Consider the following 21387-nt stretch of genomic DNA (forward strand, 5'->3'; position numbering starts at 1 on the left):
CGGCGCAACCCGCCAGGGTGCGCCACCGAAATCAAATACGCCGCGCGGCGTAACGCTTGAGCATGCTCGGGACGTCGAGAATCAACGCGATGCGACCGTCGCCGGTGATGGTGGCCCCGGACATGCCCGGGGTGCCCTGCAGCATCTTGCCCAGCGGCTTGATTACCACTTCTTCCTGGCCAACCAGTTGATCGACGACAAAGCCGATGCGCTGGGTGCCGACCGACAGGATCACCACGTGGCCCTCGTGCTGCTCTTCGTGCACCTGGCCCTGGACCAGCCAGCGCTTGAGGTAGAACAGCGGCAGCGCCTTGTCGCGTACGATCACCACTTCCTGGCCGTCGACCACATTGGTGCGCGACAGGTCGAGGTGGAAGATCTCGTTGACGTTGACCAGCGGGAAGGCAAACGCCTGGTTGCCCAGCATCACCATCAGGGTGGGCATGATCGCCAGGGTCAGCGGCACCTTGATGACGATCTTCGAGCCCTGGCCCTTGGCCGAGAAGATGTTGATCGAGCCGTTGAGCTGGGAGATCTTGGTCTTCACCACGTCCATGCCCACACCGCGGCCGGACACGTCGGAAATCTCGGTCTTGGTCGAGAAGCCCGGGGCGAAGATCAGGTTGTAGCAGTCCGACTCGCTCAGGCGATCGGCGGCATCCTTGTCCATCAGGCCCTTTTCCACGGCCTTGGCGCGCAGGATGTTGGGGTCCATGCCCTTGCCGTCGTCGGAGATCGACAGCAGGATGTGGTCGCCTTCCTGCTCGGCCGACAGCACTACGCGGCCGGTGCGCGCCTTGCCGGAGGCTTCACGCTCTTCGGGCATTTCCACGCCATGGTCGACAGCGTTGCGCACCAGGTGCACCAACGGGTCGGCCAGGGCCTCGACCAGATTCTTGTCGAGGTCGGTCTCTTCGCCGACCAGCTCCAGGTTGATTTCTTTCTTGAGCTGGCGGGCCAGGTCACGCACCAGGCGCGGGAAGCGGCCGAAGACTTTCTTGATCGGCTGCATGCGGGTTTTCATCACCGCGGTCTGCAGGTCGGCGGTGACCACGTCGAGGTTGGACACGGCCTTGGACATGGCCTCGTCACCGCTGTTAAGGCCCAGGCGCACCAGACGGTTACGCACCAGGACCAGTTCGCCGACCATGTTCATGATCTCGTCCAGGCGCGCGGTATCGACCCGCACGGTGGTTTCCGCTTCGCTGGCGCCATGCTTGTCGGCGGCCGGGGCCGGGGCGCGGGGTGCTGCGGCAGGTTTGCTGGCAGGCGCCGGCGCCGGTGCCGGAGCAGCAGCTGCTGCTGGCTTGGCCACAGGCGGGCTGTCGGCCTTGGCCGCTGCTGGCGCTTGCACCTTGGTTGCAGCCGGGGCTTCGACGGCGGCCACGTCGCCGCCGAACTTGCCTTTGCCGTGCAACTGGTCCAGCAGCGCCTCGAACTCGTGCTCGCTGATTTCATCGCTGGCTGCACTGGTGTCAGTTGCAGCAGGCGCCAGCGCCTTGGCAGCGGGCAAGGCATCGGCCTGGAAGGTGCCCTTGCCATGCAACTGGTCCAGCAGCGATTCGAATTCGGCGTCGGTAATTTCGTCGCTGGCCGGTTCCGGCGCGCCGGCAACCGGCTGCGCGGCAACTTCGGCGCTGAACTGGCCTTTGCCGTGCAACTGGTCGAGCAGCGACTCGAACTCGGCGTCGGTGATTTCGTCACCTTCACCGCTCACGGTCTCGCCCTGCATCTGCTCGTCGGCCGCAGCTTGCGCCTTGACCGCATCGAGCGAATCGAGCAGCTGTTCGAACTCGCTGTCGGTGATGTCCTGCTCCTCGGCAGGCGCTTCGGCAACCGGTGCCGGTGCCGCGGCGGCAGGCGCTTCAACGGCCACGGCGCCCCCCGGCTCGGCCAGGCGCGACAGCGCCGCCAAAAGCTCGGGGGTAGCCGGGGTCACTTCGGCGCGCTCGCGCACCTGGCCAAACATGCTGTTGACCGTGTCCAGTGCCTCGAGCACCACATCCATCAGTTCCGCGTCGACCCGGCGCTCACCTTTGCGCAGGACGTCGAACACGTTCTCGGCGATATGGCAGCACTCCACCAGCTCGTTCAGCTGAAGGAAGCCGGCGCCCCCTTTTACAGTGTGGAAACCGCGAAAGATCGCATTGAGCAGGTCGGCATCGTCGGGCCGGCTTTCCAGCTCGACCAGTTGCTCGGACAGTTGCTCAAGAATTTCGCCGGCTTCTACCAGGAAATCCTGGAGGATTTCTTCATCGGCGCCGAAGCTCATCAAACGTGCTCCTTAAAAACCCAGGCTGGACAGCAGATCATCGACATCGTCCTGACCGGACACGACGTCTTCACGCTTATCGGCATGAATCTGCGGACCTTCACCCCGAGTCGGATGTTTTTCTCGATCTTTTTCTGCACGCAGTTGATCGTGGTCATGCTGGATGCCCGCAAAGCGGTCGACCTGGCTGGCCATCAGCACCAGTTTGAGCAGGTTGCTTTCCACCTCGGTGACCAACGTGGTGACGCGCTTGATCACCTGGCCGGTCAGGTCCTGATAGTCCTGGGCCAGCAGAATGTCGTTGAGGTGGCCGGCGACCTTGCGGTTACCTTCGGCGCTGTGCGTCAGGAAACTGTCGACGCGCTTGACCAGGTCACGGAACTCCGGCGCAGCCACTTCGCGGCGCATGAAACGCTGCCAGTCGGTGCTCAGTGCCTGGGCCTCGCTGGCCAGGTCGTTGAGCACCGGGGTGCTTTCCTCGACCAGGTCCATGGTGCGATTGGCCGCGCCCTCGGTGAGCCTGACGACATACGACAGGCGCTCGGTGGCGTCGGTTATCTGCGACACCTCCTCGGCCTGCGGCATGGTCGGGTCGATCTGGAAACTGACAATGGCACTGTGCAGCTCGCGGGTCAGCTTGCCGACTTCCTGGTACAGGCCGCGGTCGCGGGTCTGGTTCAGCTCGTGAATCAGCTGCACCGCCTCGCCGAAACGGCCCCGCTCCAGGCTTTCGACCAGCTCCTGGGCATGCTTCTTCAGGGTCGATTCGAACTCGCCCAAAGACGTTTGTGATGAATCCATGGCGCGCCCCCTGACGTGACTCAGCCGTTGACGCGTTCGAAGATCTTCTCGATCTTTTCTTTGAGCACCTGGGCGGTGAACGGCTTGACCACGTAGCCATTGACGCCGGCCTGGGCCGCTTCGATGATCTGGTCGCGCTTGGCTTCGGCGGTCACCATCAGCACCGGCATGGTTTTCAGGCGATCGTGGGCACGCACCTTGCGCAGCAGGTCGATGCCGGACATGCCAGGCATGTTCCAGTCGGTCACCAGGAAGTCGTAGTGGCCGTTCTCCAGCATCGGCAGCGCCGTGGTGCCGTCATCGGCTTCTTCGGTGTTGGTGAAGCCCAGGTCACGCAACAGGTTCTTGATGATCCGCCGCATCGTCGAAAAGTCGTCAACGATGAGGATTTTCATGTCTTTGTTCAAGTAGACCTCCAAGCAGTCTCAAACGCGCTCGGCCCCGAGCGCGCATTCACAATTCGGTACAACGTAGAAAACGACTGCAACGACAGCGGGCTCAACGCGCCCGCCATTCCCCCAGGCGGCTGCGCAGGCGCGCGGCACACTGGCTGTGCAACTGGCTGACCCGCGACTCGCTGACCCCCAGCACCTCACCGATTTCCTTGAGGTTCAGCTCTTCGTCGTAGTACAGCGCCAGCACCAGGCGCTCACGCTCCGGCAGGTTGGAGATGGCCTCGGTCAGGGCGGCCTGGAAGCGCTCGTCCTCCAGGCCGCGCGCAGGTTCTACCTGGCCACTGGCGCCATCCTCATGCAGCCCTTCGTGCTCGCCGTCCTGCAACAGGTCGTCGAAGCTGAACAGGCGGCTGCCCAGGGTATCGTTCAAGATCCCGTAGTAATCATCGAGACTCAATTGGAGTTCGGCAGCAACTTCATGATCTTTAGCGTCACGGCCGGTTCTGGCTTCAACCGCACGCATCGCGTCGCTGACCATGCGGGTGTTGCGGTGCACCGAACGCGGTGCCCAGTCGCCCTTGCGCACTTCGTCCAGCATGGCCCCGCGGATGCGGATGCCGGCGTAGGTTTCAAAGCTGGCGCCCTTGCTGGCGTCGTACTTGTTGGCCACTTCCAGCAGGCCGATCATGCCGGCCTGGATCAGGTCCTCGACCTGCACGTTGGCCGGCAGCCGCGCCAGCAGGTGGTAGGCGATGCGCTTGACCAGCGGGGCGTAGCGTTCGATCAGCTCGTACTGGGCGTCTTTCGACGCTCGGCTGTACATCTTGAAACCGCTGGCGTTCATAGCACTGGACCCGCGCTGGTGGGTTGCACCAGACGCTCGACAAAGAACTCCAGATGGCCACGCGGGTTGGCCGGCAGCGGCCAGCTGTCGACCTTCTGGGCTATCGCCTTGAAGGCCAGCGCGCATTTGGAGCGTGGGAAGGCTTCGTACACGGCACGCTGCTTCTGCACCGCCTTGCGCACACACTCGTCATACGGCACAGCGCCCACATACTGCAGGGCAACGTCGAGGAAACGGTCGGTGACCTTGGTCAGCTTGGCGAACAGGTTACGGCCTTCCTGCGGGCTCTGCGCCATGTTGGCCAGCACGCGGAAACGGTTCATGCCGTAGTCGCGATTGAGCAGCTTGATCAGGGCGTAGGCATCGGTGATCGAGGTGGGTTCATCGCATACCACCAGCAGCACTTCCTGGGCGGCGCGGACGAAGCTGACCACCGAATCACCGATACCGGCCGCAGTGTCGATCACCAGCACGTCGAGGTTGTCGCCGATTTCGCTGAACGCCTGGATCAGCCCGGCATGCTGGGCCGGGGCCAGGTGAACCATGCTCTGCGTGCCCGAGGCAGCCGGCACGATGCGCACACCACCGGGGCCCTGCAACATCACGTCGCGCAGCTCGCAGCGCCCTTCGATGACATCGGCCAGGGTCCGCTTGGGGGTAAGGCCCAGCAGCACGTCGACATTGGCCAGGCCCAGGTCGGCGTCGAGCAGCATGACCCTGCGGCCAAGCTCGGCCAGCGCCAGGGACAGGTTCACTGAAACGTTAGTCTTGCCGACGCCACCTTTGCCACCGGTCACGGCGATCACCTGTACGGGATGCATGCTACCCATGTCTGTTCTTTACCTTGTCTCGCTGGGACTCAGGCCACACGTAGGGCAATTCTGCGTACCCCTTGGCATAGCTACCTTGCACACATTTCATCATCAACCCGCTCGCCGTGGGTTGTGATAGAGATCAGCGAACATATCGGCCATGGCCTCTTCGCTGGGCTCGTCCTGCTGCTGCACATTGACCGCGCGGGAGACCAACTGGTGCCCCCGAGGCAGGTGCAGGTCGTCAGGAATGCGCGGCCCGTCGGTCAGGTAGGCCACTGGCAGTTCATGACTGATGGCAAGGCTCAGCACATCGCCAAGGCTCGCCGTTTCATCGAGTTTGGTCAGGATGCAACCGGCCAGGCCGCAGCGCTTGTAGCTGTGGTAGGCGGCGGTCAGCACCTGCTTCTGGCTGGTGGTGGCCAGCACCAGGTAGTTCTTCGCGGCAATGCCACGCCCGGCCAGGGTATCCAGTTGCATGCGCAGGGCCGGGTCGCTGGCCTGCAGGCCGGCGGTATCGATCAGCACCACGCGCTTGCGCAGCAGCGGCTCCAGCGCCGCAGCAAGCGACTGGCCCGGGTCGACGTAGGTCACCGGCACGTTGAGGATGCGGCCCAGGGTCTTGAGCTGCTCCTGGGCGCCAATGCGGAAGCTGTCCATGCTCACCAGCGCCAGGTTCTGCGCGCCGTACTTGAGCACGTAGCGGGCGGCCAGCTTGGCCAGGGTGGTGGTCTTGCCCATGCCGGCCGGGCCGACCATGGCAATCACCCCACCCTCTTCGATCGGCTCGACCTCGGGGATTTCGATCATCCGCGCCAGATGCGCAAGCAACATGCGCCAGGCCTGGCGTGGCTCGTCGATCTCGGCAGTCAGGTCCAGCAGCTCACGGGCGATCGGCCCGGACAGGCCGATACGCTGCAGCCGGCGCCAGACGGTGGCCTGCTGCGGCTTGCTGCCTTGCAGCTGGTTCCAGGCCAGCGAGCCGAGCTGCACTTCCAGCAGCTCGCGCAGGCCCGACAGCTCGGAGCGCATGGCATCGAACAGGCGCGGGTCGACCGGCGCCGACGCAGGCGCTGCAGCAGCCTCGGGAACATCGACATGCGGTTCGATCAACGGCTCGGCGGCGGTCAGCGACTGCCCGGCGAACAATTGGCGGTTGTTGTCGCTGCTATCCTGGCGGTGGCCCAGCTCGGCCTGGGCAGTGGCGATGCGCGTATGGGTCTTGCGCAGCTCTTCTTCCAGTTCGGCGTTGGGCACACGGGGGGCCAGGGCGGACAGCTTGTAGTCCAGCGCGGCCGTCAGCTCGACACCGCCGGCGATGCGACGGTTGCCGATGATGGCGGCATCGGCGCCCAGCTCATCACGGACCAGTTTCATGGCCTGACGCATATCGGCGGCGAAAAATCGCTTAACTTGCATTATCCCCTACCTCAGCCGTTAGGGCCCACGGTGGCAATGATGGTGACTTGCTTGTTGTCCGGTATTTCCTGATACGCCAGAACATGCAAATTCGGTACAGCCAGGCGGCCGAAACGCGACAGCATGGCGCGGATCGGGCCGGCGACCAGGAGGATGGCCGGCTGGCCCTGCATTTCCTGGCGCTGGGCCGCCTCGATCAGCGAACGCTGCAGCTTCTCGGCCATGCTCGGCTCCAGAAGAACACCGTCTTCCTGACCTTGCCCGGCCCTTTGCAGACTATTGAGCAAAATCTGTTCCAACCTTGGCTCCAGGGTAATCACTGGCAGCTCCGACTCAACGCCGACAATGCTTTGCACGATGGCGCGACACAATCCGACGCGCACCGCCGCCACCAGCGCGGCGGTATCTTGACTCTTGCCGGCGTTGTTCGCGATCGCCTCGGCGATACTGCGGATATCGCGTACGGGTACCTGTTCCGATAACAGCGCCTGCAGCACCTTGAGCAGGCCCGACAACGAAATGACACCCGGCACCAGCTCTTCTGCAAGTTTAGGCGATGCCTTGGCCAACACCTGCAGCAGTTGCTGGACCTCTTCATGGCCGATCAGCTCGTGGCAGTGCTTCTGCAGAATCTGGTTCAGGTGGGTGGCCACCACGGTACTGGCGTCGACCACGGTGTAGCCCAGCGACTGCGCCTGGGAGCGCTGGCCGACATCGATCCACACGGCTTCAAGGCCAAACGCCGGGTCACGCGCGGCAATGCCGTTGAGGGTACCGAACACCTGCCCCGGGTTGATTGCCAGTTCGCGATCCGGGTAGATCTCGGCTTCGGCCAGGATCACCCCCATCAGGGTCAGGCGATAGGCGCTGGGCTGCAGGTCAAGGTTGTCGCGGATGTGCACGGTGGGCATGAGGAAGCCCAGGTCTTGCGACAGCTTCTTGCGCACACCCTTGATCCGCGCCAGCAACTGGCCACCCTGGTTGCGATCGACCAGCGGGATCAGCCGGTAGCCGACCTCCAGGCCAATCATGTCGATCGGTGTGACGTCGTCCCAGCCCAGCTCCTTGGTTTCCAGCGCGCGTTGTGGCGATGGCAGCAGGTCCTGCTGGCGCTGCGCTTCCTGCAGCGCCTGCGCTTTGGCCTTCTGCTGTTTCTTCCACACCAGGTACGCGCCACCCCCGGCCAGCAGGCCAAGGCTGAGGAAGGCCACGTGCGGCATGCCCGGCACCAGGCCCATAACGATCATCAGCGCGCCGGACACCGCCAGGGCCTTGGGCGAATCGAACATCTGCCGGTTGATCAGCTTGCCCATGTCCTCGGAGCCCGAGGCGCGGGTAACCATGATCGCGGCAGCGGTCGACAGCAGCAGTGATGGCAATTGCGCCACCAAACCGTCACCGATGGTCAGCAAGGCGTACACCTTGCCGGCATCGCCAAAGCTCATGCCGTGCTGCAGCATGCCGATCAGCATGCCGCCGATCAGGTTGATGAACAGGATCAGCAGGCCGGCGATGGCGTCACCGCGGACGAACTTGCTGGCACCGTCCATCGAACCGTAGAACTCCGCCTCCTGCGCCACTTCGGCACGACGGTGCTTGGCCTGGGCCTGGTCGATCAGGCCGGCGTTGAGGTCGGCGTCGATGGCCATCTGCTTGCCGGGCATGGCGTCGAGGGTGAAACGCGCGCTCACTTCCGAGATACGCCCGGCACCCTTGGTCACCACCACGAAGTTGATGATCATGAGGATGGCGAACACCACGGCACCGACCACGTAGTTACCGCCGATCACCACCTCGCCGAAGGCCTGGATCACCTTGCCGGCGGCGCCGTGCCCCTCCTGGCCATGCAGCATCACAACCCGGGTGGAGGCCACGTTCAGGGCCAGGCGCAACAGCGTGGCCACCAGCAGGATGGTGGGGAACGCGGCGAAGTCGAGCGGGCGCAGGGCGTAGACGCAGACCAGCAGGACCACGATCGACAGGGCGATGTTGAAAGTGAAGAACACATCGAGCAGGAACGGCGGTATCGGCAACATCATCATTGCCAACATCACCAGCAGCAACAGCGGCACACCCAGGTTGCCCCGACCGAGCCCGGCCAGGTTGTTACGGGCGTTGCTGATTAACTGAGTGCGATCCACCGCGAGTCCTCTTGATGCAAAACTTTGACGCACAGGGGGCGCCTGGCGCTGGCATTGCAAGAAGCTTTCCAACTTTGCTCGATGGTGTTCACCCTGAGGGTTTTATCGCCTGCGAGATCGAGCGCCGCCCGCGCGGCGCTTCGCGGGTGTTCGCCTTGACGCTTTCTGCGCCTATGAAATCGAGCGCCGCCCGCGCGGCGCTTCGCGGGACAAGCCCGCTCCCACATTTGTTGCAACGTGGCCATGCCTGTGGGAGAGGTGTTGTCAGCCGGGGTGCAGGGCTTGAGATAGGTGATGCAGCAGCAATGCCAACTCAGAAATCCAGTCATCCCACCAAGGCAGGCAACCATGGCCTGACAGGTTTGGCACGTTGCAACAAATGTGGGAGCGGGCTTGCCCCGCGAAGCGCCGCGTGGGCGGCGCTCGATTTCACAGGCGCTGAAATGGCATGGCGAACACCGGTCAACTATCGCGACGCAGGTCCGGCGGAATCGGCAGGTCGTCCTTCAGCGGCTCTGGCCGCTTGCCCTTGCCAGCCCTGTACTGGCGGATCTGGAACACATAGGCCAGCACCTGCGCCACCGCCAGGTAAAGCCCGGCAGGGATTTCCTGCTCGAGCTCGGTGGAGTAGTAGATCGCCCGCGCCAACGCCGGCGATTCGAGGATCTGGACCTTGTGCTCCACCCCAATCTCGCGAATCTTAAGGGCAATGAAATCCGTCCCCTTGGCCAGCAGCAACGGCGCTGCCCCGCCTTTCTCAGGGTCGTATTGCAAGGCCACCGCATAATGCGTCGGGTTGGTGATGATCACGTCGGCTTCGGGGACAGCCGCCATCATGCGCCGCTGCGAAGCCTCACGCTGAAGCTGGCGGATACGCTGCTTGACCTCGGGCTTGCCTTCGCTGTCCTTGTATTCGTCCTTGATTTCCTGCTTGGTCATCTTCAGCTTGTTGTGCGTCTGCCACAGCTGGAACGGCACGTCCGCCGCCGCAATCAACAGCAGCCCGGCCGACATCCACAACGCGCTCCAGCCCACCACCTGCAGGCTATGGATGATCGCCTGCTCCAACGGCTCATTGGCGATCGCAAGCAGCGCCTGGCGGTCGTTGACCAGCACCACCACCGCCACGACCAGGATCACGAAAAACTTGGCGAGCGCCTTCAATAGCTCGGTCAAGGCGTTCATCGAGAACATGCGCTTGATCCCCGACAGGGGATTCATGCGGCTGAATTTCGGCTGCAGCAGGCTACCGGAGAACAGGAAACCGCCCAGGACTATCGGCGCGACGAAGGAAATCACGAACAACAGGATCAAGATCGGCTGCACCGCCCAGATGGCCATCTTGCCCGAGGCCAGCAGGAAGGCACCCATGGCACGTTCATCGACGATGAAGTCGCGGGTCAGGCTGAAGTTCATGCGCATGATCGCCAGCAGTGTCTCGGCCAGGTGGCCGCCGAACGCCAGCAGGCCACCGGCGCCGGCCAAGGTCACCGCCACCGTGTTCAGCTCCTTGGAACGCGCGATCTCGCCTTTCTCGCGGGCATCGCGCTTGCGCTTGTCGGTGGGTTCTTCTGTCTTGTCCTGACCGCTTTCGCTTTCCGCCATGCTCAGCGCGCCCTTGCCAGATCACGCAGCCATTGCAGCGCTTCGCTGGCCAATGCCTGGTAATGGGAAAGTATGTCGGCCAGGCCGACCCAGAAAATGAACATGCCCATGACCAGGGTCAGCGGAAAACCGATGGAGAAAATGTTCAACTGCGGCGCGGCACGCGTCATTACGCCAAAAGCGATGTTCACCACCAGCAGCGCGGCGATAGCCGGCAGGATCAGCAGCAGGCCGGCACCGAACACCCAACCCAGGCGCCCCGCCAGCTCCCAGAACTGATTGACCACCAGCGCGTTGCCTACCGGCAAGGTGGTGAAGCTTTCGGTCAGTACCTCGAACGCCACCAGATGGCCGTTCATCAGCAGGAACAGCACACTCACCAGCATGGTCATGAACTGGCTGATCACCGCGACGTTGACGCCGTTGGCCGGGTCGACCATCGATGCGAAGGCCATACCCATCTGCACCGCGACGATCTGGCCTGCGATCACGAAAGCCTGGAACAGCAACTGCAACGACAACCCGAACAACGCCCCGACGATGACCTGCTCGGCACACAGCAGCAGGCCGCGCAGGCTCAACGGGTCGAACTCGGGCAAGGGCGGCAGGGCCGGGACGATCACCACCGTGATGGCCACTGCCACGTACAGGCGCACCCGCGCCGGCAGCATACGGGTGCCGAAGATCGGCATGGTCATCAGCACCGCCGTCACCCGGAACAACGGCAGGATGAAGGTCGCGACCCAGGTGCCGATCTGCGTGTCGGTCAGCTCCAGCATCGGCGCGTCAACCGATCAGCTGAGGAATGTTGGTATAGAGACTGGTGAAGTACTCCATGAACTTCTGCACCAGCCACGGCCCGGCGATGATCAGCGTGACCAGCATTACAAGCAGGCGCGGCAGGAAACTCAAGGTCTGTTCGTTGATCTGGGTGGCGGCCTGGAACATGGCCACCACCAGGCCCACCAGCAGGCTGGGCACCACCAGTATGGCGACCATCAGGGTGGTCAGCCACAAGGCATCACGGAACAGGTCGACAGCGACTTCAGGTGTCATCGGCGGCTCTCCTTGACGGCGTCAGACGCCGCCGAAACTGCTGGCCAGGGTACCCATGATCAGCGCCCAGCCATCGACCAGCACGAACAGCATGATCTTGAACGGCAGCGAGATGATCAGCGGCGACAGCATCATCATGCCCATGGCCATCAGCACGCTGGCTACCACCATGTCGATGATCAGGAACGGGATGAAGATCATGAAACCGATCTGGAACGCGGTCTTCAGCTCGGATGTCACGAACGCCGGCACCAGGATCGTCAGCGGCACCTGGTCCGGGCCGGCGATGTCGGTACGCTTGGACAGGCGCATGAACAGGTCGAGGTCGCTTTGCCGGGTTTGTGCCAGCATGAAGTCCTTGAGCGGCCCTTGGGCCTTGTCGATGGCCTGCTGGGCGGTCATCTGCTCCTTCAAGTACGGCTGCAGGGCGTCCTGGTTCACCCGGTCGAACACCGGCGCCATGATGAACATGGTCAGGAACAGCGCCATGCCGGTCAGCAGCTGGTTCGACGGCGTCTGCTGCAGGCCCAGGGCCTGACGCAGGATCGAGAACACGATGATGATGCGGGTGAAGCTGGTCATCAGGATGACGAACGCCGGGATGAAGCTGAGCGCTGTCATGATCAGCAGGATCTGCAGGCTGACCGAATACTCCTGCTGCCCGTCCGCGGTATTGGACAGGGTAATGGCCGGGATCGACAGCGGGTCGGCACCCAGGGCCAGCGGCGCAGCCAGCAGCAGCGCCAGAGTCAACAACACACGCAGCGCGCCACTCATCACTTCTTGTCCTTAGGGTCCTTGCCCATCAGCTCCATCAGCCGCTGGGCAAACTCCGGCGTCGCCTGGCGGGCGTTTTCAGGCACTTCCACGGGTTCGGCCAGCACATGCAGGGCCTCGATGCTGCCAGGGGTATGGCCAATCAGGATCTGCTCCTTGCCCACTTGCACCAGCAGCAGCCGATCACGCGGGCCGATGGCCCGGCTGCCGACGATCTCGATCACCTGCCCGCCCTTTACCGCCGTGCTTTGCATGCGCCGCAGCAACCAGGCCAGGAAGAAGATCAGGCCGACCACCAGCAGCAGGCCGAAGACCATCTGCGCCAGCTGCCCACCCAGGCTGCCAGGCGCGGTTGCCGGGGTTGCCGCCGGCGTGGCCGCTGCCAGGCAAGCCTGGCTGGCGAGCAGCGCGGCAGCCGCCGCGATGGCGCGCATCGTGCCCTTCACTCAGCGCAGCTTCTTGATACGTTCGCTGGGGCTGATCACGTCGGTCAGGCGGATGCCGAACTTCTCGTTGACCACCACCACCTCGCCATGGGCGATCAGCGTGCCGTTGACCAGCACGTCAAGCGGTTCGCCGGCCAGGCGGTCGAGCTCGATCACCGAGCCCTGGTTGAGCTGCAGCAGGTTGCGGATGTTGATCTCGGTGCTGCCCACTTCCATGGAAATGTTCACCGGGATATCCAGGATCACGTCCAGGTTAGGGCCTTCGAGGCTGACGTTTTCGTTCGGCTTCGGCGAGCTGGCGAACTCCTCCATCGGCAGGCGGCCCGCGCCGCCGGTGCTGCTTCCGGTGTCACCACCCAGCAGTGCATCGATATCGGCCTGGCCGGCTGCACCGGTTTCTTCCAGTGCCGCAGCCCATTCATCGGCCAGTGCCTGGTCCTCTGCGGAGGTGATCTCGTTTTCGTTAGCCATGGTTTCCTCGACAGGCATTCAATTCGTTATGTGCGACCGGCACGCCGTCAGCGGCGTTCGATCGGGTCGATGATCTGCAGCGCCAGGTTGCCCTTGTGCGAACCCAGGCGCGCCTTGAACGACGGCACGCCGTTGGCACGCAGCACCAGGTGCTCGGGCAGCTCCACCGGGATCACGTCGCCAGGCTGCATATGCAGGATGTCGCGCAGCTTCAGCTGGCGCCGGGCTACGGTGGCGGTCAGCGGCACGGCCACGTCCAGCACGTCCTCGCGCAGGGCCTTGACCCAGCGCTCGTCCTGGTCGTCCAGGTCGGACTGGAAACCGGCGTCGAGCATTTCCCGCACCGGCTCGATCATCGAGTACGGCATGGTCACGTGCAGGTCGCCGCCACCGCCGTCCAGCTCGATGTGGAAGGTGGACACCACCACCGCCTCGCTGGGGCCGACGATGTTGGCCATGGCCGGGTTGACCTCGGAGTTCATGTACTCGAAGGTGACCGGCATGATTGCCTGCCAGGCTTCCTTGAGGTCGACGAAGCACTGGTCCAGCACCATGCGCACCACGCGCAATTCAGTGGGGGTGAACTCGCGGCCTTCGATCTTGGCATGGCGGCCATCGCCGCCGAAGAAGTTGTCCACCAGCTTGAACACCAGCTTGGCATCGAGGATGAACAGCGAAGTGCCGCGCAGCGGCTTGATCTTGACCAGGTTGAGGCTGGTCGGCACGTACAGCGAGTGCACGTATTCACCGAACTTCATCACCTGCACGCCACCCACCGCCACGTCGGCGGAGCGGCGCAGCAGGTTGAACATGCTGATACGGGTGTAACGGGCGAAGCGCTCGTTGATCATTTCCAGGGTCGGCATGCGACCCCGCACGATACGGTCCTGACTGGTCAGGTCGTAGCTTTTGATGCTGCCAGGCTCGGATGCACTCTCGGTCTGCACCAGCCCGTCGTCGACGCCATGCAACAGGGCATCGATTTCATCCTGGGACAGCAGGTCCTGTACGGCCATTGCGGACTCCTACTGCAATACGAAATTGGTGAACAGCAACTGGTCGACGACCGGCTTGCCGACTTCCTTCTGCGCCACTTCCTGGACCACTGCAGTGGCCTTCTGGCGCAGCATTTCCTGTCCCACCGGGCTACCGGCCAGGGTGTCGAAGCCTTGCCCGGAGAACATCATCACCAGGTTGTTGCGGATGACCGGCATGTGCACCTTGAGCGCATCCAGGTCGGCCTGGTTGCGCGCTTGCAGGGTGATGCTCACCTGCATGTAGCGCTGGCGACCGTTCTGGTTGAAGTTGACCACGAAGGCCGGGGCCAATGCTTCGTAGATGGCCGCTGGCTTGACGTTGCTGGCTGCAGGGTCGGCGGCTGGGGCTGGCTCGCTCTTGTGCATGATGAACCAGGTAGCGCCCACCGAAAGGCCGATCGCCAGCAACAGGCCCACTACTGCCAGCAGGATCAGCTTGAGTTTGCCTTTAGTGGCGGGGTCTTTGACTGCTTCGCTCTTCGCCATGCCAATAATCCGTCGTCCATCGGGGGTTCAAGGGAGGATGGCTTGGCTTGAGCAAGTGTTATGCCAGAATGGAACTGGAATGCCTGAACCGACCTCTTCGCAGCACAAGGCTGCTCCTACAGGGAACGCATTCCTTTGTAGGAGCAGCCTTGTGCTGCGAAGAGGTCGGTTCGGAAAAAAGAAACATCAGGCGTAATAATCGACCGCACTGTCGCCAACAACCACCTGCTGCTCCACAGGCCGGGCGCTATCGACTGCCTCTGCCCCGCCCTGCTCGGCCCGGCGCGCCGCCACCCCGGACAGGTTGCTGCCCTGCGCCTGCCCCTGCTGCTGTTGCTGCTGCCCGCGCGACTGGTCGGCCACGTTGACATCCGGCTGTGCCAGCCCCTGCTGGGCGAACAGCTCGCGCAGCCGGTGCACCTGGCTGTCGAGGGCGTCACGCACGCCGGCGTGGCCGCTGATGAAGGTGACCTGGGTCGACTGGTCCGTCGCAACATTGACGCGAATGTCCAGACGGCCCAGTTCCGCTGGCTCCAGCTGGATATCCGCCGACTTGAGGTTCTGGCTGGACAGGTACATGACCCGGTTGACCAGGCCCTCGGCCCAAGCGTTCTGGTTCATCGGCAGCGGTTGGCGCAACGGGCTGGCGTTGGCCGGCACGGCATTGGCGGTCTTGGCCGTCGCGGCCTGGGTCAGGCTGGCCAGGCGGTTGGCGAAATCGTCGATGCGCGTATCGCTGCCAGCGCCCTTGGTGTCCTTCAGACCATCTTCGAGCAAGGCAGCAAAGGCCTTGTCGCCAGGCTCGCCCGTTTCACCCTCGGCATTCTCGACCAGATTCGCCAAGGTATTGACGGCGGCCTGACCCTCCTCGCCCTGAGCCTGCGAAGGATCCAGGGCATGTGCCGAGGTCGCCCCCTTGGCCTGGGCACTTTGCTCCAGCGCCAGGCGCAAGGTCGGCAGGTTGGCCAGAGGGTCGGCGTCGGGATCGAAGGCTTCCTCGGCGGCCGGCTCCTCGGGCAGCTCGGCGGTGACCTGCGCTGCGGCGGCCTGCAACACCGGCGCCACCGCCTCGGCCTGCGCCTGGATCAGCTGAGCGCCAGGCTGGGCGTCGGTTACCTGGCCGGCCACCAGGCTGGCATCGCGCAAGCCGGTGTCGGCCTGGGTCTGGTCGTCGGCTGGCAATTGTTTGCCGTCATCGGCAACCGCGGGTTTGTCGGCAGCGCCTTTCTTGCCGCCCTGTGCCGCTTCAAGCTTGTCCTTGGGCTTGGCCTGAGCGACCTTGTCGTCCTGCCCCGCGGCCTTGTCGCGGCCCTGCCGGGCCATCACCTGGCCAAAGCCGTCGCCCTTGTCGCCCGGCGCCTGCAGCGGCTTGTCGGCCTGTGCGGCGGCAGAACGCGAGGTGTTGGCAATGGCGTTGCCTTGCAACAATGGGTTGGGTGCGACAGGCATCGAGCGGTCTCCGCGCCAGAAACAAAAAAATCATCCAGCCAGAGACAGGCAAGACTCGCGCCAAGTCGTGTATCAACCCGCCGAAATGCGTTGCTGCTCACCTCGGTAGAAGCGCTGCACCTCGACGAACTCCAGGTCGATGCGGTTGATCAGGTCCTCGATGCCATACAGCGGAGGCCGCCGCGCGCGCTCCTCCAGTTGCTGACACAGGCTGGCCAATGCAATCGCGCCCATGTTGCTGCTGCTGCCCTTGAAACTGTGGGCCGCAGAACCGAGCTCTTCGGCACTTTTGGCCGCATGCAGCTGGCCCAGGCGCCGTTCGGAGTCGTCAAGAAAGGTTTGCACCAACTGCAGGTAGCCATCTTCCATGACCTCACGCAGGTCGCTGAGTACCTTATGGTCAATATGCATGTCAGTCACTTGTTCACTCCTTGATCAAGCCAGATTATGCCCGAGCCAACCCGTGGCTCACCAGACGAACTCCACATGCGCGCAACGCCCGCCCTCACTCCAGCAAGCGCTGCTGGCCAGCCGCCTTACCAAATTCAGGCCACGCCCACTCAGCCCCTGCTCCAGCGTGGGCCGCGACAGCACGCGCTGCACATCGAACCCGGCACCACTGTCACGGACCTCGATCATCAGACGCCCGCCGTCGGCATGCGGTTCAACCTTGAAATCGATGCGCACGTAACCGTCGGTCAGCACCCCAAGGCGCCGGGCGCGTTCCTGATAATAGTCGGCAAAGCCTTGTCTATCGCGCTTGAGCTGCGAGTCCAGACCCAGCACGCCATGCTCCAGGGCGTTTGAATACAGCTCGCTGAGCACACTGTGCAGGTTGCCGGTGCGCGCACGCAGGCCGTGAATCTCTTGCAAAAACTGCACCAGATACGGCACCGGGTTGAAGCGCTTGAGGCTCTCGCCCCGCACTTCGAACCCCAGCGACCAGTCCAGCGGGCTGGAACGACCGCTATCAGAGTAGATCATCGGCGCCGGCACCCGCTCCTCGGCACTGAACATACGAATGTCGCACAGACTGATGTCATCGCGCGGGCGCCCGCCAAAGCGCTCCAGAGCCTGCATCACTTCGTCGAACAGCCGCGCCGGGTCACGGTTGTCGGCCAGCACCCTGTGCAGGCGCTGCACACCGAACAGGCGCTCCTGGTCGTCGGCCGTGTCGAGCACGCCGTCCGACAGCAGCAGCAGGCGTTCACCCGGCGCCATCGGCAACACTTCGGTACTGTCATCGAAACGCTCGGCGTTCAGGATGCCCAGCGGCAGGTGCCGCGAACCCAGCGCCGACAGCACCTGGCCATCTACTGCCAGGCGATAGCCATCAGGCATGCCGCCATTCCACACCTCCACCGAACCGCGCTGCATGCTCAGGTTGAGCAGCAGCGCACAACAGAACATGTCCACCGGCAGGATGCGCTTGAGCTTGGCGTTCATCTCGCGCAGGACCTGCGCCATGCCGTAGCCCTTGGCAGTCATGCCGTAGAACACTTCAGCCAGCGGCATCGCCCCTACCGCCGCTGGCAGGCCGTGGCCGGTAAAATCGCCGAGAAGCACTCGCATGTCACCGGACGGAGTGAACGCGGCCAGCATCAGGTCGCCATTGAACAGCGCATACGGCGATTGCAGGTAGCGGATGTTGGGCGCGGCAAGGCAGCCGGAATGGGCCACCTTGTCGAACACCGCCTTGGCAACCCGCTGCTCGTTGAGCAGGTGGTGGTGGTGCCGGGCAATCTGGTCACGCTGCTCCATCACGGTGGCCTGCAGCCGGCGCAGGCGGTCCATGGCGCGGATCTTGGCGCCGAGAATCACCGCACTGTAGGGCTTGGCCATGAAGTCGTCGCCCCCTGCCTCCAGGCAGCGCACCAGGCCTTCCTCCTCGTTCAATGAAGTCAGGAAAATGATCGGCACCAGCGCTTCGCCGGCCAGGGCCTTGATCTGCCGCGCCGCCTCGAAGCCGTCCATCACCGGCATCAGCGCATCCAGCAGCACCAGTTGCGGGCGCCGCTCGACGAACAACGCCACCGCCTGCTCGCCGTTTTCCGCGGTAAGTACCTGATGACCTTGACGGCGCACGATCTGCGCCAGCAGCAGGAGGTCGGCGGCACCGTCTTCAGCCACCAGCACGGTCAACGCCTGTTCGGCCGGCATGTCGGCGCTCAACTGATATCGAAGAGCTTTTCGAAATTGGAGATGGCGAGGATCTTGCGCACGTCGGAGCTGGCATGCACCACACGCACATCCGACTCATCGCCGCCCGCATGGTCACGTAGCAACAGCAGCATGCCGAGCGCGGAACTGTCGAGGTAGGTAGTGTCCTTCAGGTCGACGACCACCGAATCTGGCCGGTTGGGCTGGCGTTCGTAGGCGTCGCGAAATTCCTGGTGCTTGCCGAAATCGAAGCGCCCCTTGATCTTTATTGTCAGCTTTTTCCCGTCCTGCGAAAAATCCGTCTCGACTGCCATGCTAGCGATTCCTTCGATGATGGCGGATGCAACTCCTTAAAGGTTTAGCAGGCGATGCCGGGGGTGGCAAGCATGCCATTCCCACAGGCGGTGCACCCAGTGTAGGAGCGGCCTTGTGTCGCGAAAGGGCCGCAGAGCGGCCCCGGCGATATTTGCTGCGAAGCTGAAATCCTGGGGCCGCTGCGCGCCCCTTTCGCGACACAAGGCCGCTCCTACAGGGTACCGCGCAAGCCCAATGGGCAGCTTAAAGGTGATTCTGCCGCGGCAGGCGTTGTGACAGCTCGTCAAGCAAGCGCTGCTCGCGCTTGTCTTCGGCCCGCCGGGCTTCCTCCAGATAGCGCTGTACCAGCTTGCGCAGGCCTTCCACCCGGGCATAGGCCTGCTGCCAGGTGCCTCGGGCGTTGTTGAGGTTGTTCTGGTGCCAGACCAGGCTCTGGCGCTGCTGGGTCATGGCCGTTTCCAGCTGCCCGAGGAAGCGCTGGTAATTGACCAGCCAGCTACCGTTTACCCCCTGCCCGCCGCGGTTGATCCACTGCAACTGGTAATCCTCGCGAAACCGCTCGAGCTCGGCAAGCTTGGCCTGGGCCGCGGCCACCTGCTGCTGGAACTGCCCAAGGCGCTGGGCCGCCTGGCGCTCGGCCTCTTCGGCCATGTCCACCACCGGCGCCAGGCGCGCGGCACGTCCGGGCAGCGCCATGGCCTATCAACCGCCCGCCGGGGGCGCAAAGATCGCCCCCAACTGTTCGCGGCTTTGCGCCATGCCCACGCTCTCGCGCAGGCCCTGGCGCAAAAACTCCACCAGCTTCGACTGCAGGGCAATGGCCAGATCGGTTTCCGGGTCGCCACCCGCCACGTAGGCCCCCACACTGATCAGGTCACGGCTTTGCGACAGGCGCGACCACAGCTGCTTGAACTTTTGCGCCTGGCGCAAATGGTCGGCATCGACCACCTGAGGCATGACCCGACTGATCGAGGCTTCGATGTCGATAGCCGGGTAATGGCCTTCCTCGGCCAACCGCCGCGACAGCACGAAGTGGCCATCGAGCACACCACGCGCCGCGTCGGCAATCGGGTCCTGCTGGTCGTCGCCCTCGGACAACACGGTATAGAACGCGGTGATCGAACCACCACCTGGCTCGCCGTTGCCGGCCCGCTCCACCAGCTTGGGCAGCTTGGCGAACACCGACGGCGGGTAACCCCGGGTGGCCGGCGGCTCGCCGATGGCCAGGGCGATTTCACGCTGGGCCTGGGCGAAACGGGTCAGCGAGTCCATCAGCAACAGCACGTTCTTGCCCTTGTCGCGGAAGTACTCAGCAATACGTGTGCAGTACATGGCGGCGCGCAGACGCATCAGCGGCGCATCGTCGGCGGGCGAAGCGACCACCACCGAGCGCTTGAGGCCTTCCTCACCCAGGATATGCTCGATGAATTCCTTGACCTCGCGACCCCGCTCGCCGATCAGGCCGACGACGATGATTTCGGCTTCGGTGAAGCGGGTCATCATGCCCAGCAACACCGACTTGCCCACACCGGTACCGGCGAACAGGCCCAAGCGCTGGCCGCGACCGACCGTGAGCAGGCCATTGATGCTGCGAATTCCCACGTCCAGCGGCTTGCTGATGGGGTCGCGGTTCAACGGGTTGATCACCGGGCCGTCCATCGGCACCCAGTCCTCGGCCTTCATCCCGCCCTTGCCATCCAGCGCGCGACCGGCGCCGTCGAGCACCCTGCCGAGCATGCTCATGCCCATGGGCAGGCGGCCGCTGTCATCCAGCGGCACCACCCGCGCGCCGGGGGCGATGCCGACAATGCTGCCGACCGGCATGAGGAATACCTTGGGCCCGGCAAAGCCCATGACTTCGGCCTCCACCTGCACCGGGTGGTAGCTGTCGTCGTTGATTACCAGGCAGCGGCTGCCGACTGCAGCGCGCAGGCCTTCGGCTTCCAGGGTGAGGCCAACCATGCGCAGCAGGCGGCCTTCGACGATGGGCTGGGCCGGCAGTTCGATGGCCTCGGCATAACTGCCCAGGCGTTTGCCGAAGCTGGTGCGTTCAAGATGCATCCGGGCTACCCACGGCACGCTCTGGCAGGCTGTCCAGGTCTACCGACATGTCCGGCGCTGCCGGGTGCAGCGAATGGTCGTGCAACTGATCGAACAGTTGCGCCACGGCTTTCTCGATGCGGGTTTCCATGGTCGCGTCGATGCGGCTGTGCGCGGTCTCGATACGGCAGCCGCCCGGCAGCAGCGCGCTGTCTTCTAGCAGCCGCCAGCTTTCCTCATGGCGCTCGCGCAGGGCCTTGGCCAGCTCGAAATCCTGCGGGTTGAGATGGATGCGGATATTGTCAGCGCCCATGGGCAGCAGCTTGAGCGCTTCGCGCAGTACCTGGGTGATCTGGCTGGAATCACTCCGCAGTTCGCGACCGATTACCTGGCGGGTCATGTGAGCGACCAGGTGGACCAGTGCCTTCTCGATCTGCGTGTCCTGCTCGGCGATCGGTTCCATCAGGTTGGTCATCAGCCGGTCGAGGCTTTCCAGCTTGGTCTTCAGGGCCTCTTCGGCTTCCTGGCGGACCTTGAGCTGGGTGCTATGGAAGCCCTCGCGCTCACCGGTGGCAAAGCCTTCGTTGTAGGCTTCCTGGCGGATGGCCTCGAGTTCTTCCAGGGTCAGCGGCTGGACTTCTTCCAGCGGCACTTCCTCGACTTCTTCCTCGACTACCTCGGGTTCCGGCTCCGGTTCGGGCTCAGGCTCGGGTTCCGGGTCGAAGCTGGGCAGCGCCCATACGTCCACGCCCTCGAGGTCGCGGGCGCGGATCAGGTCGCTGGGGTGATGTTCTTTGGTGGGCATGCTGTCATGTTCTCAAACCATGTTCAGCCGACACGGTCCTTATGGAAGCGGGTTTA

At 63.8% G+C, this 21387-nt stretch carries 22 protein-coding genes; all 22 read right to left on the reverse strand.

The genetic code is table 11. From position 1 onward, the window contains the following. Positions 1–31: 31 nt before the first annotated feature. Positions 32–2272: a chemotaxis protein CheA gene (locus GYA95_RS15375; protein WP_015271203.1), complete on the reverse strand. Its 2241-nt coding sequence runs from the start codon at positions 2270–2272 to the stop codon at positions 32–34. 12 nt (positions 2273–2284) lie between these two features. Then, positions 2285–3073, reverse strand: a complete 789-nt coding sequence (locus tag GYA95_RS15380; protein ID WP_015271204.1) for a protein phosphatase CheZ — start codon at positions 3071–3073, stop codon at positions 2285–2287. Between the two features lie 20 nt (positions 3074–3093). After that, entirely contained in the window at positions 3094–3468 is a 375-nt protein-coding gene (locus GYA95_RS15385) for a chemotaxis response regulator CheY (RefSeq protein ID WP_161551427.1), read from the reverse strand. 103 nt (positions 3469–3571) lie between these two features. Continuing rightward, positions 3572–4312, reverse strand: coding sequence for an RNA polymerase sigma factor FliA (gene fliA / locus GYA95_RS15390; protein WP_003257298.1), 741 nt, complete (start codon positions 4310–4312; stop codon positions 3572–3574). Continuing rightward, positions 4309–5142 (reverse strand): flagellar synthesis regulator FleN, encoded by an 834-nt coding sequence (fleN, locus tag GYA95_RS15395; RefSeq protein ID WP_003254408.1) that lies wholly within the window; start codon positions 5140–5142, stop codon positions 4309–4311. Before fleN ends, fliA begins: the two co-directional genes overlap by 4 nt. A 93-nt stretch (positions 5143–5235) precedes the next feature. Beyond that, the gene (flhF, locus tag GYA95_RS15400; protein ID WP_015271206.1) at positions 5236–6543 is read right to left on the reverse strand and encodes a flagellar biosynthesis protein FlhF; all 1308 of its coding nucleotides are present in this window, start codon (positions 6541–6543) and stop codon (positions 5236–5238) included. Between the two features lie 11 nt (positions 6544–6554). Then, positions 6555–8684, reverse strand: coding sequence for a flagellar biosynthesis protein FlhA (gene flhA, locus GYA95_RS15405; RefSeq protein ID WP_015271207.1), 2130 nt, complete (start codon positions 8682–8684; stop codon positions 6555–6557). Positions 8685–9146: 462 nt separating this feature from the next. Further along, entirely contained in the window at positions 9147–10289 is a 1143-nt protein-coding gene (flhB, locus tag GYA95_RS15410; RefSeq protein ID WP_015271208.1) for a flagellar biosynthesis protein FlhB, read from the reverse strand. Between the two features lie 2 nt (positions 10290–10291). Then, positions 10292–11068 carry a flagellar biosynthetic protein FliR gene (fliR, locus tag GYA95_RS15415; RefSeq protein WP_015271209.1) on the reverse strand — a complete coding sequence of 259 codons (777 nt, stop codon included), beginning with the start codon at positions 11066–11068 and terminating at the stop codon, positions 10292–10294. A gap of 7 nt (positions 11069–11075) precedes the next feature. Beyond that, positions 11076–11345, reverse strand: coding sequence for a flagellar biosynthesis protein FliQ (gene fliQ / locus GYA95_RS15420; RefSeq protein ID WP_003257294.1), 270 nt, complete (start codon positions 11343–11345; stop codon positions 11076–11078). 21 nt (positions 11346–11366) lie between these two features. Beyond that, positions 11367–12122 (reverse strand): flagellar type III secretion system pore protein FliP, encoded by a 756-nt coding sequence (fliP, locus tag GYA95_RS15425; RefSeq protein ID WP_003257293.1) that lies wholly within the window; start codon positions 12120–12122, stop codon positions 11367–11369. After that, on the reverse strand, positions 12122–12556 hold the full coding sequence (fliO, locus tag GYA95_RS15430; protein ID WP_043936227.1) for a flagellar biosynthetic protein FliO: 435 nt from the start codon (positions 12554–12556) through the stop codon (positions 12122–12124). Before fliO ends, fliP begins: the two co-directional genes overlap by 1 nt. A 12-nt stretch (positions 12557–12568) precedes the next feature. Then, entirely contained in the window at positions 12569–13039 is a 471-nt protein-coding gene (gene fliN, locus GYA95_RS15435) for a flagellar motor switch protein FliN (protein ID WP_003257291.1), read from the reverse strand. 47 nt (positions 13040–13086) lie between these two features. Beyond that, positions 13087–14055, reverse strand: a complete 969-nt coding sequence (gene fliM, locus GYA95_RS15440) for a flagellar motor switch protein FliM (protein ID WP_013973595.1) — start codon at positions 14053–14055, stop codon at positions 13087–13089. Positions 14056–14064: 9 nt separating this feature from the next. Continuing rightward, complete coding sequence (fliL, locus tag GYA95_RS15445) at positions 14065–14562, reverse strand: flagellar basal body-associated protein FliL (RefSeq protein WP_015271211.1); 498 nt, start codon at positions 14560–14562, stop codon at positions 14065–14067. Between the two features lie 186 nt (positions 14563–14748). After that, positions 14749–16011 (reverse strand): flagellar hook-length control protein FliK, encoded by a 1263-nt coding sequence (locus GYA95_RS15450; RefSeq protein WP_015271212.1) that lies wholly within the window; start codon positions 16009–16011, stop codon positions 14749–14751. Between the two features lie 72 nt (positions 16012–16083). Continuing rightward, the gene (locus tag GYA95_RS15455; RefSeq protein ID WP_043935791.1) at positions 16084–16431 is read right to left on the reverse strand and encodes an Hpt domain-containing protein; all 348 of its coding nucleotides are present in this window, start codon (positions 16429–16431) and stop codon (positions 16084–16086) included. Between the two features lie 48 nt (positions 16432–16479). Next, complete coding sequence (locus GYA95_RS15460) at positions 16480–18171, reverse strand: fused response regulator/phosphatase (protein ID WP_161551428.1); 1692 nt, start codon at positions 18169–18171, stop codon at positions 16480–16482. Positions 18172–18179: 8 nt separating this feature from the next. Next, the gene (locus GYA95_RS15465) at positions 18180–18485 is read right to left on the reverse strand and encodes an STAS domain-containing protein (protein ID WP_015271215.1); all 306 of its coding nucleotides are present in this window, start codon (positions 18483–18485) and stop codon (positions 18180–18182) included. Between the two features lie 244 nt (positions 18486–18729). Then, positions 18730–19182 (reverse strand): flagellar export protein FliJ, encoded by a 453-nt coding sequence (fliJ, locus tag GYA95_RS15470; protein ID WP_015271216.1) that lies wholly within the window; start codon positions 19180–19182, stop codon positions 18730–18732. A gap of 6 nt (positions 19183–19188) precedes the next feature. Beyond that, on the reverse strand, positions 19189–20547 hold the full coding sequence (fliI, locus tag GYA95_RS15475) for a flagellar protein export ATPase FliI (RefSeq protein ID WP_015271217.1): 1359 nt from the start codon (positions 20545–20547) through the stop codon (positions 19189–19191). Then, positions 20537–21331, reverse strand: a complete 795-nt coding sequence (gene fliH / locus GYA95_RS15480) for a flagellar assembly protein FliH (protein WP_015271218.1) — start codon at positions 21329–21331, stop codon at positions 20537–20539. Before fliH ends, fliI begins: the two co-directional genes overlap by 11 nt. Positions 21332–21387 lie beyond the last annotated feature (56 nt).

Source organism: Pseudomonas asiatica (assembly GCF_009932335.1).
Lineage (GTDB): Bacteria > Pseudomonadota > Gammaproteobacteria > Pseudomonadales > Pseudomonadaceae > Aquipseudomonas > Aquipseudomonas asiatica.

Excerpts from the sequence above, each read along its gene's own strand:
- fliH (WP_015271218.1), bottom strand. The coding sequence starts at position 21,331 with ATGCCCACCAAAGAACATCACCCCAGCGACCTGATCCGCGCCCGCGAC.
- GYA95_RS15460 (WP_161551428.1), bottom strand. The coding sequence starts at position 18,171 with ATGCCGGCCGAACAGGCGTTGACCGTGCTGGTGGCTGAAGACGGTGCC.
- fliN (WP_003257291.1), bottom strand. The coding sequence starts at position 13,039 with ATGGCTAACGAAAACGAGATCACCTCCGCAGAGGACCAGGCACTGGCC.
- fliP (WP_003257293.1), bottom strand. The coding sequence starts at position 12,122 with ATGAGTGGCGCGCTGCGTGTGTTGTTGACTCTGGCGCTGCTGCTGGCT.
- fliI (WP_015271217.1), bottom strand. The coding sequence starts at position 20,547 with ATGCATCTTGAACGCACCAGCTTCGGCAAACGCCTGGGCAGTTATGCC.
- GYA95_RS15385 (WP_161551427.1), bottom strand. The coding sequence starts at position 3,468 with ATGAAAATCCTCATCGTTGACGACTTTTCGACGATGCGGCGGATCATC.
- flhF (WP_015271206.1), bottom strand. The coding sequence starts at position 6,543 with ATGCAAGTTAAGCGATTTTTCGCCGCCGATATGCGTCAGGCCATGAAA.
- fliO (WP_043936227.1), bottom strand. The coding sequence starts at position 12,556 with ATGCGCGCCATCGCGGCGGCTGCCGCGCTGCTCGCCAGCCAGGCTTGC.
- GYA95_RS15375 (WP_015271203.1), bottom strand. The coding sequence starts at position 2,272 with ATGAGCTTCGGCGCCGATGAAGAAATCCTCCAGGATTTCCTGGTAGAA.
- fleN (WP_003254408.1), bottom strand. The coding sequence starts at position 5,142 with ATGGGTAGCATGCATCCCGTACAGGTGATCGCCGTGACCGGTGGCAAA.
- GYA95_RS15380 (WP_015271204.1), bottom strand. The coding sequence starts at position 3,073 with ATGGATTCATCACAAACGTCTTTGGGCGAGTTCGAATCGACCCTGAAG.
- fliJ (WP_015271216.1), bottom strand. The coding sequence starts at position 19,182 with ATGGCGCTGCCCGGACGTGCCGCGCGCCTGGCGCCGGTGGTGGACATG.
- fliM (WP_013973595.1), bottom strand. The coding sequence starts at position 14,055 with ATGGCCGTACAGGACCTGCTGTCCCAGGATGAAATCGATGCCCTGTTG.
- GYA95_RS15465 (WP_015271215.1), bottom strand. The coding sequence starts at position 18,485 with ATGGCAGTCGAGACGGATTTTTCGCAGGACGGGAAAAAGCTGACAATA.
- GYA95_RS15450 (WP_015271212.1), bottom strand. The coding sequence starts at position 16,011 with ATGCCTGTCGCACCCAACCCATTGTTGCAAGGCAACGCCATTGCCAAC.
- fliR (WP_015271209.1), bottom strand. The coding sequence starts at position 11,068 with ATGCTGGAGCTGACCGACACGCAGATCGGCACCTGGGTCGCGACCTTC.
- flhB (WP_015271208.1), bottom strand. The coding sequence starts at position 10,289 with ATGGCGGAAAGCGAAAGCGGTCAGGACAAGACAGAAGAACCCACCGAC.
- fliA (WP_003257298.1), bottom strand. The coding sequence starts at position 4,312 with ATGAACGCCAGCGGTTTCAAGATGTACAGCCGAGCGTCGAAAGACGCC.
- fliL (WP_015271211.1), bottom strand. The coding sequence starts at position 14,562 with ATGGCGAAGAGCGAAGCAGTCAAAGACCCCGCCACTAAAGGCAAACTC.
- fliQ (WP_003257294.1), bottom strand. The coding sequence starts at position 11,345 with ATGACACCTGAAGTCGCTGTCGACCTGTTCCGTGATGCCTTGTGGCTG.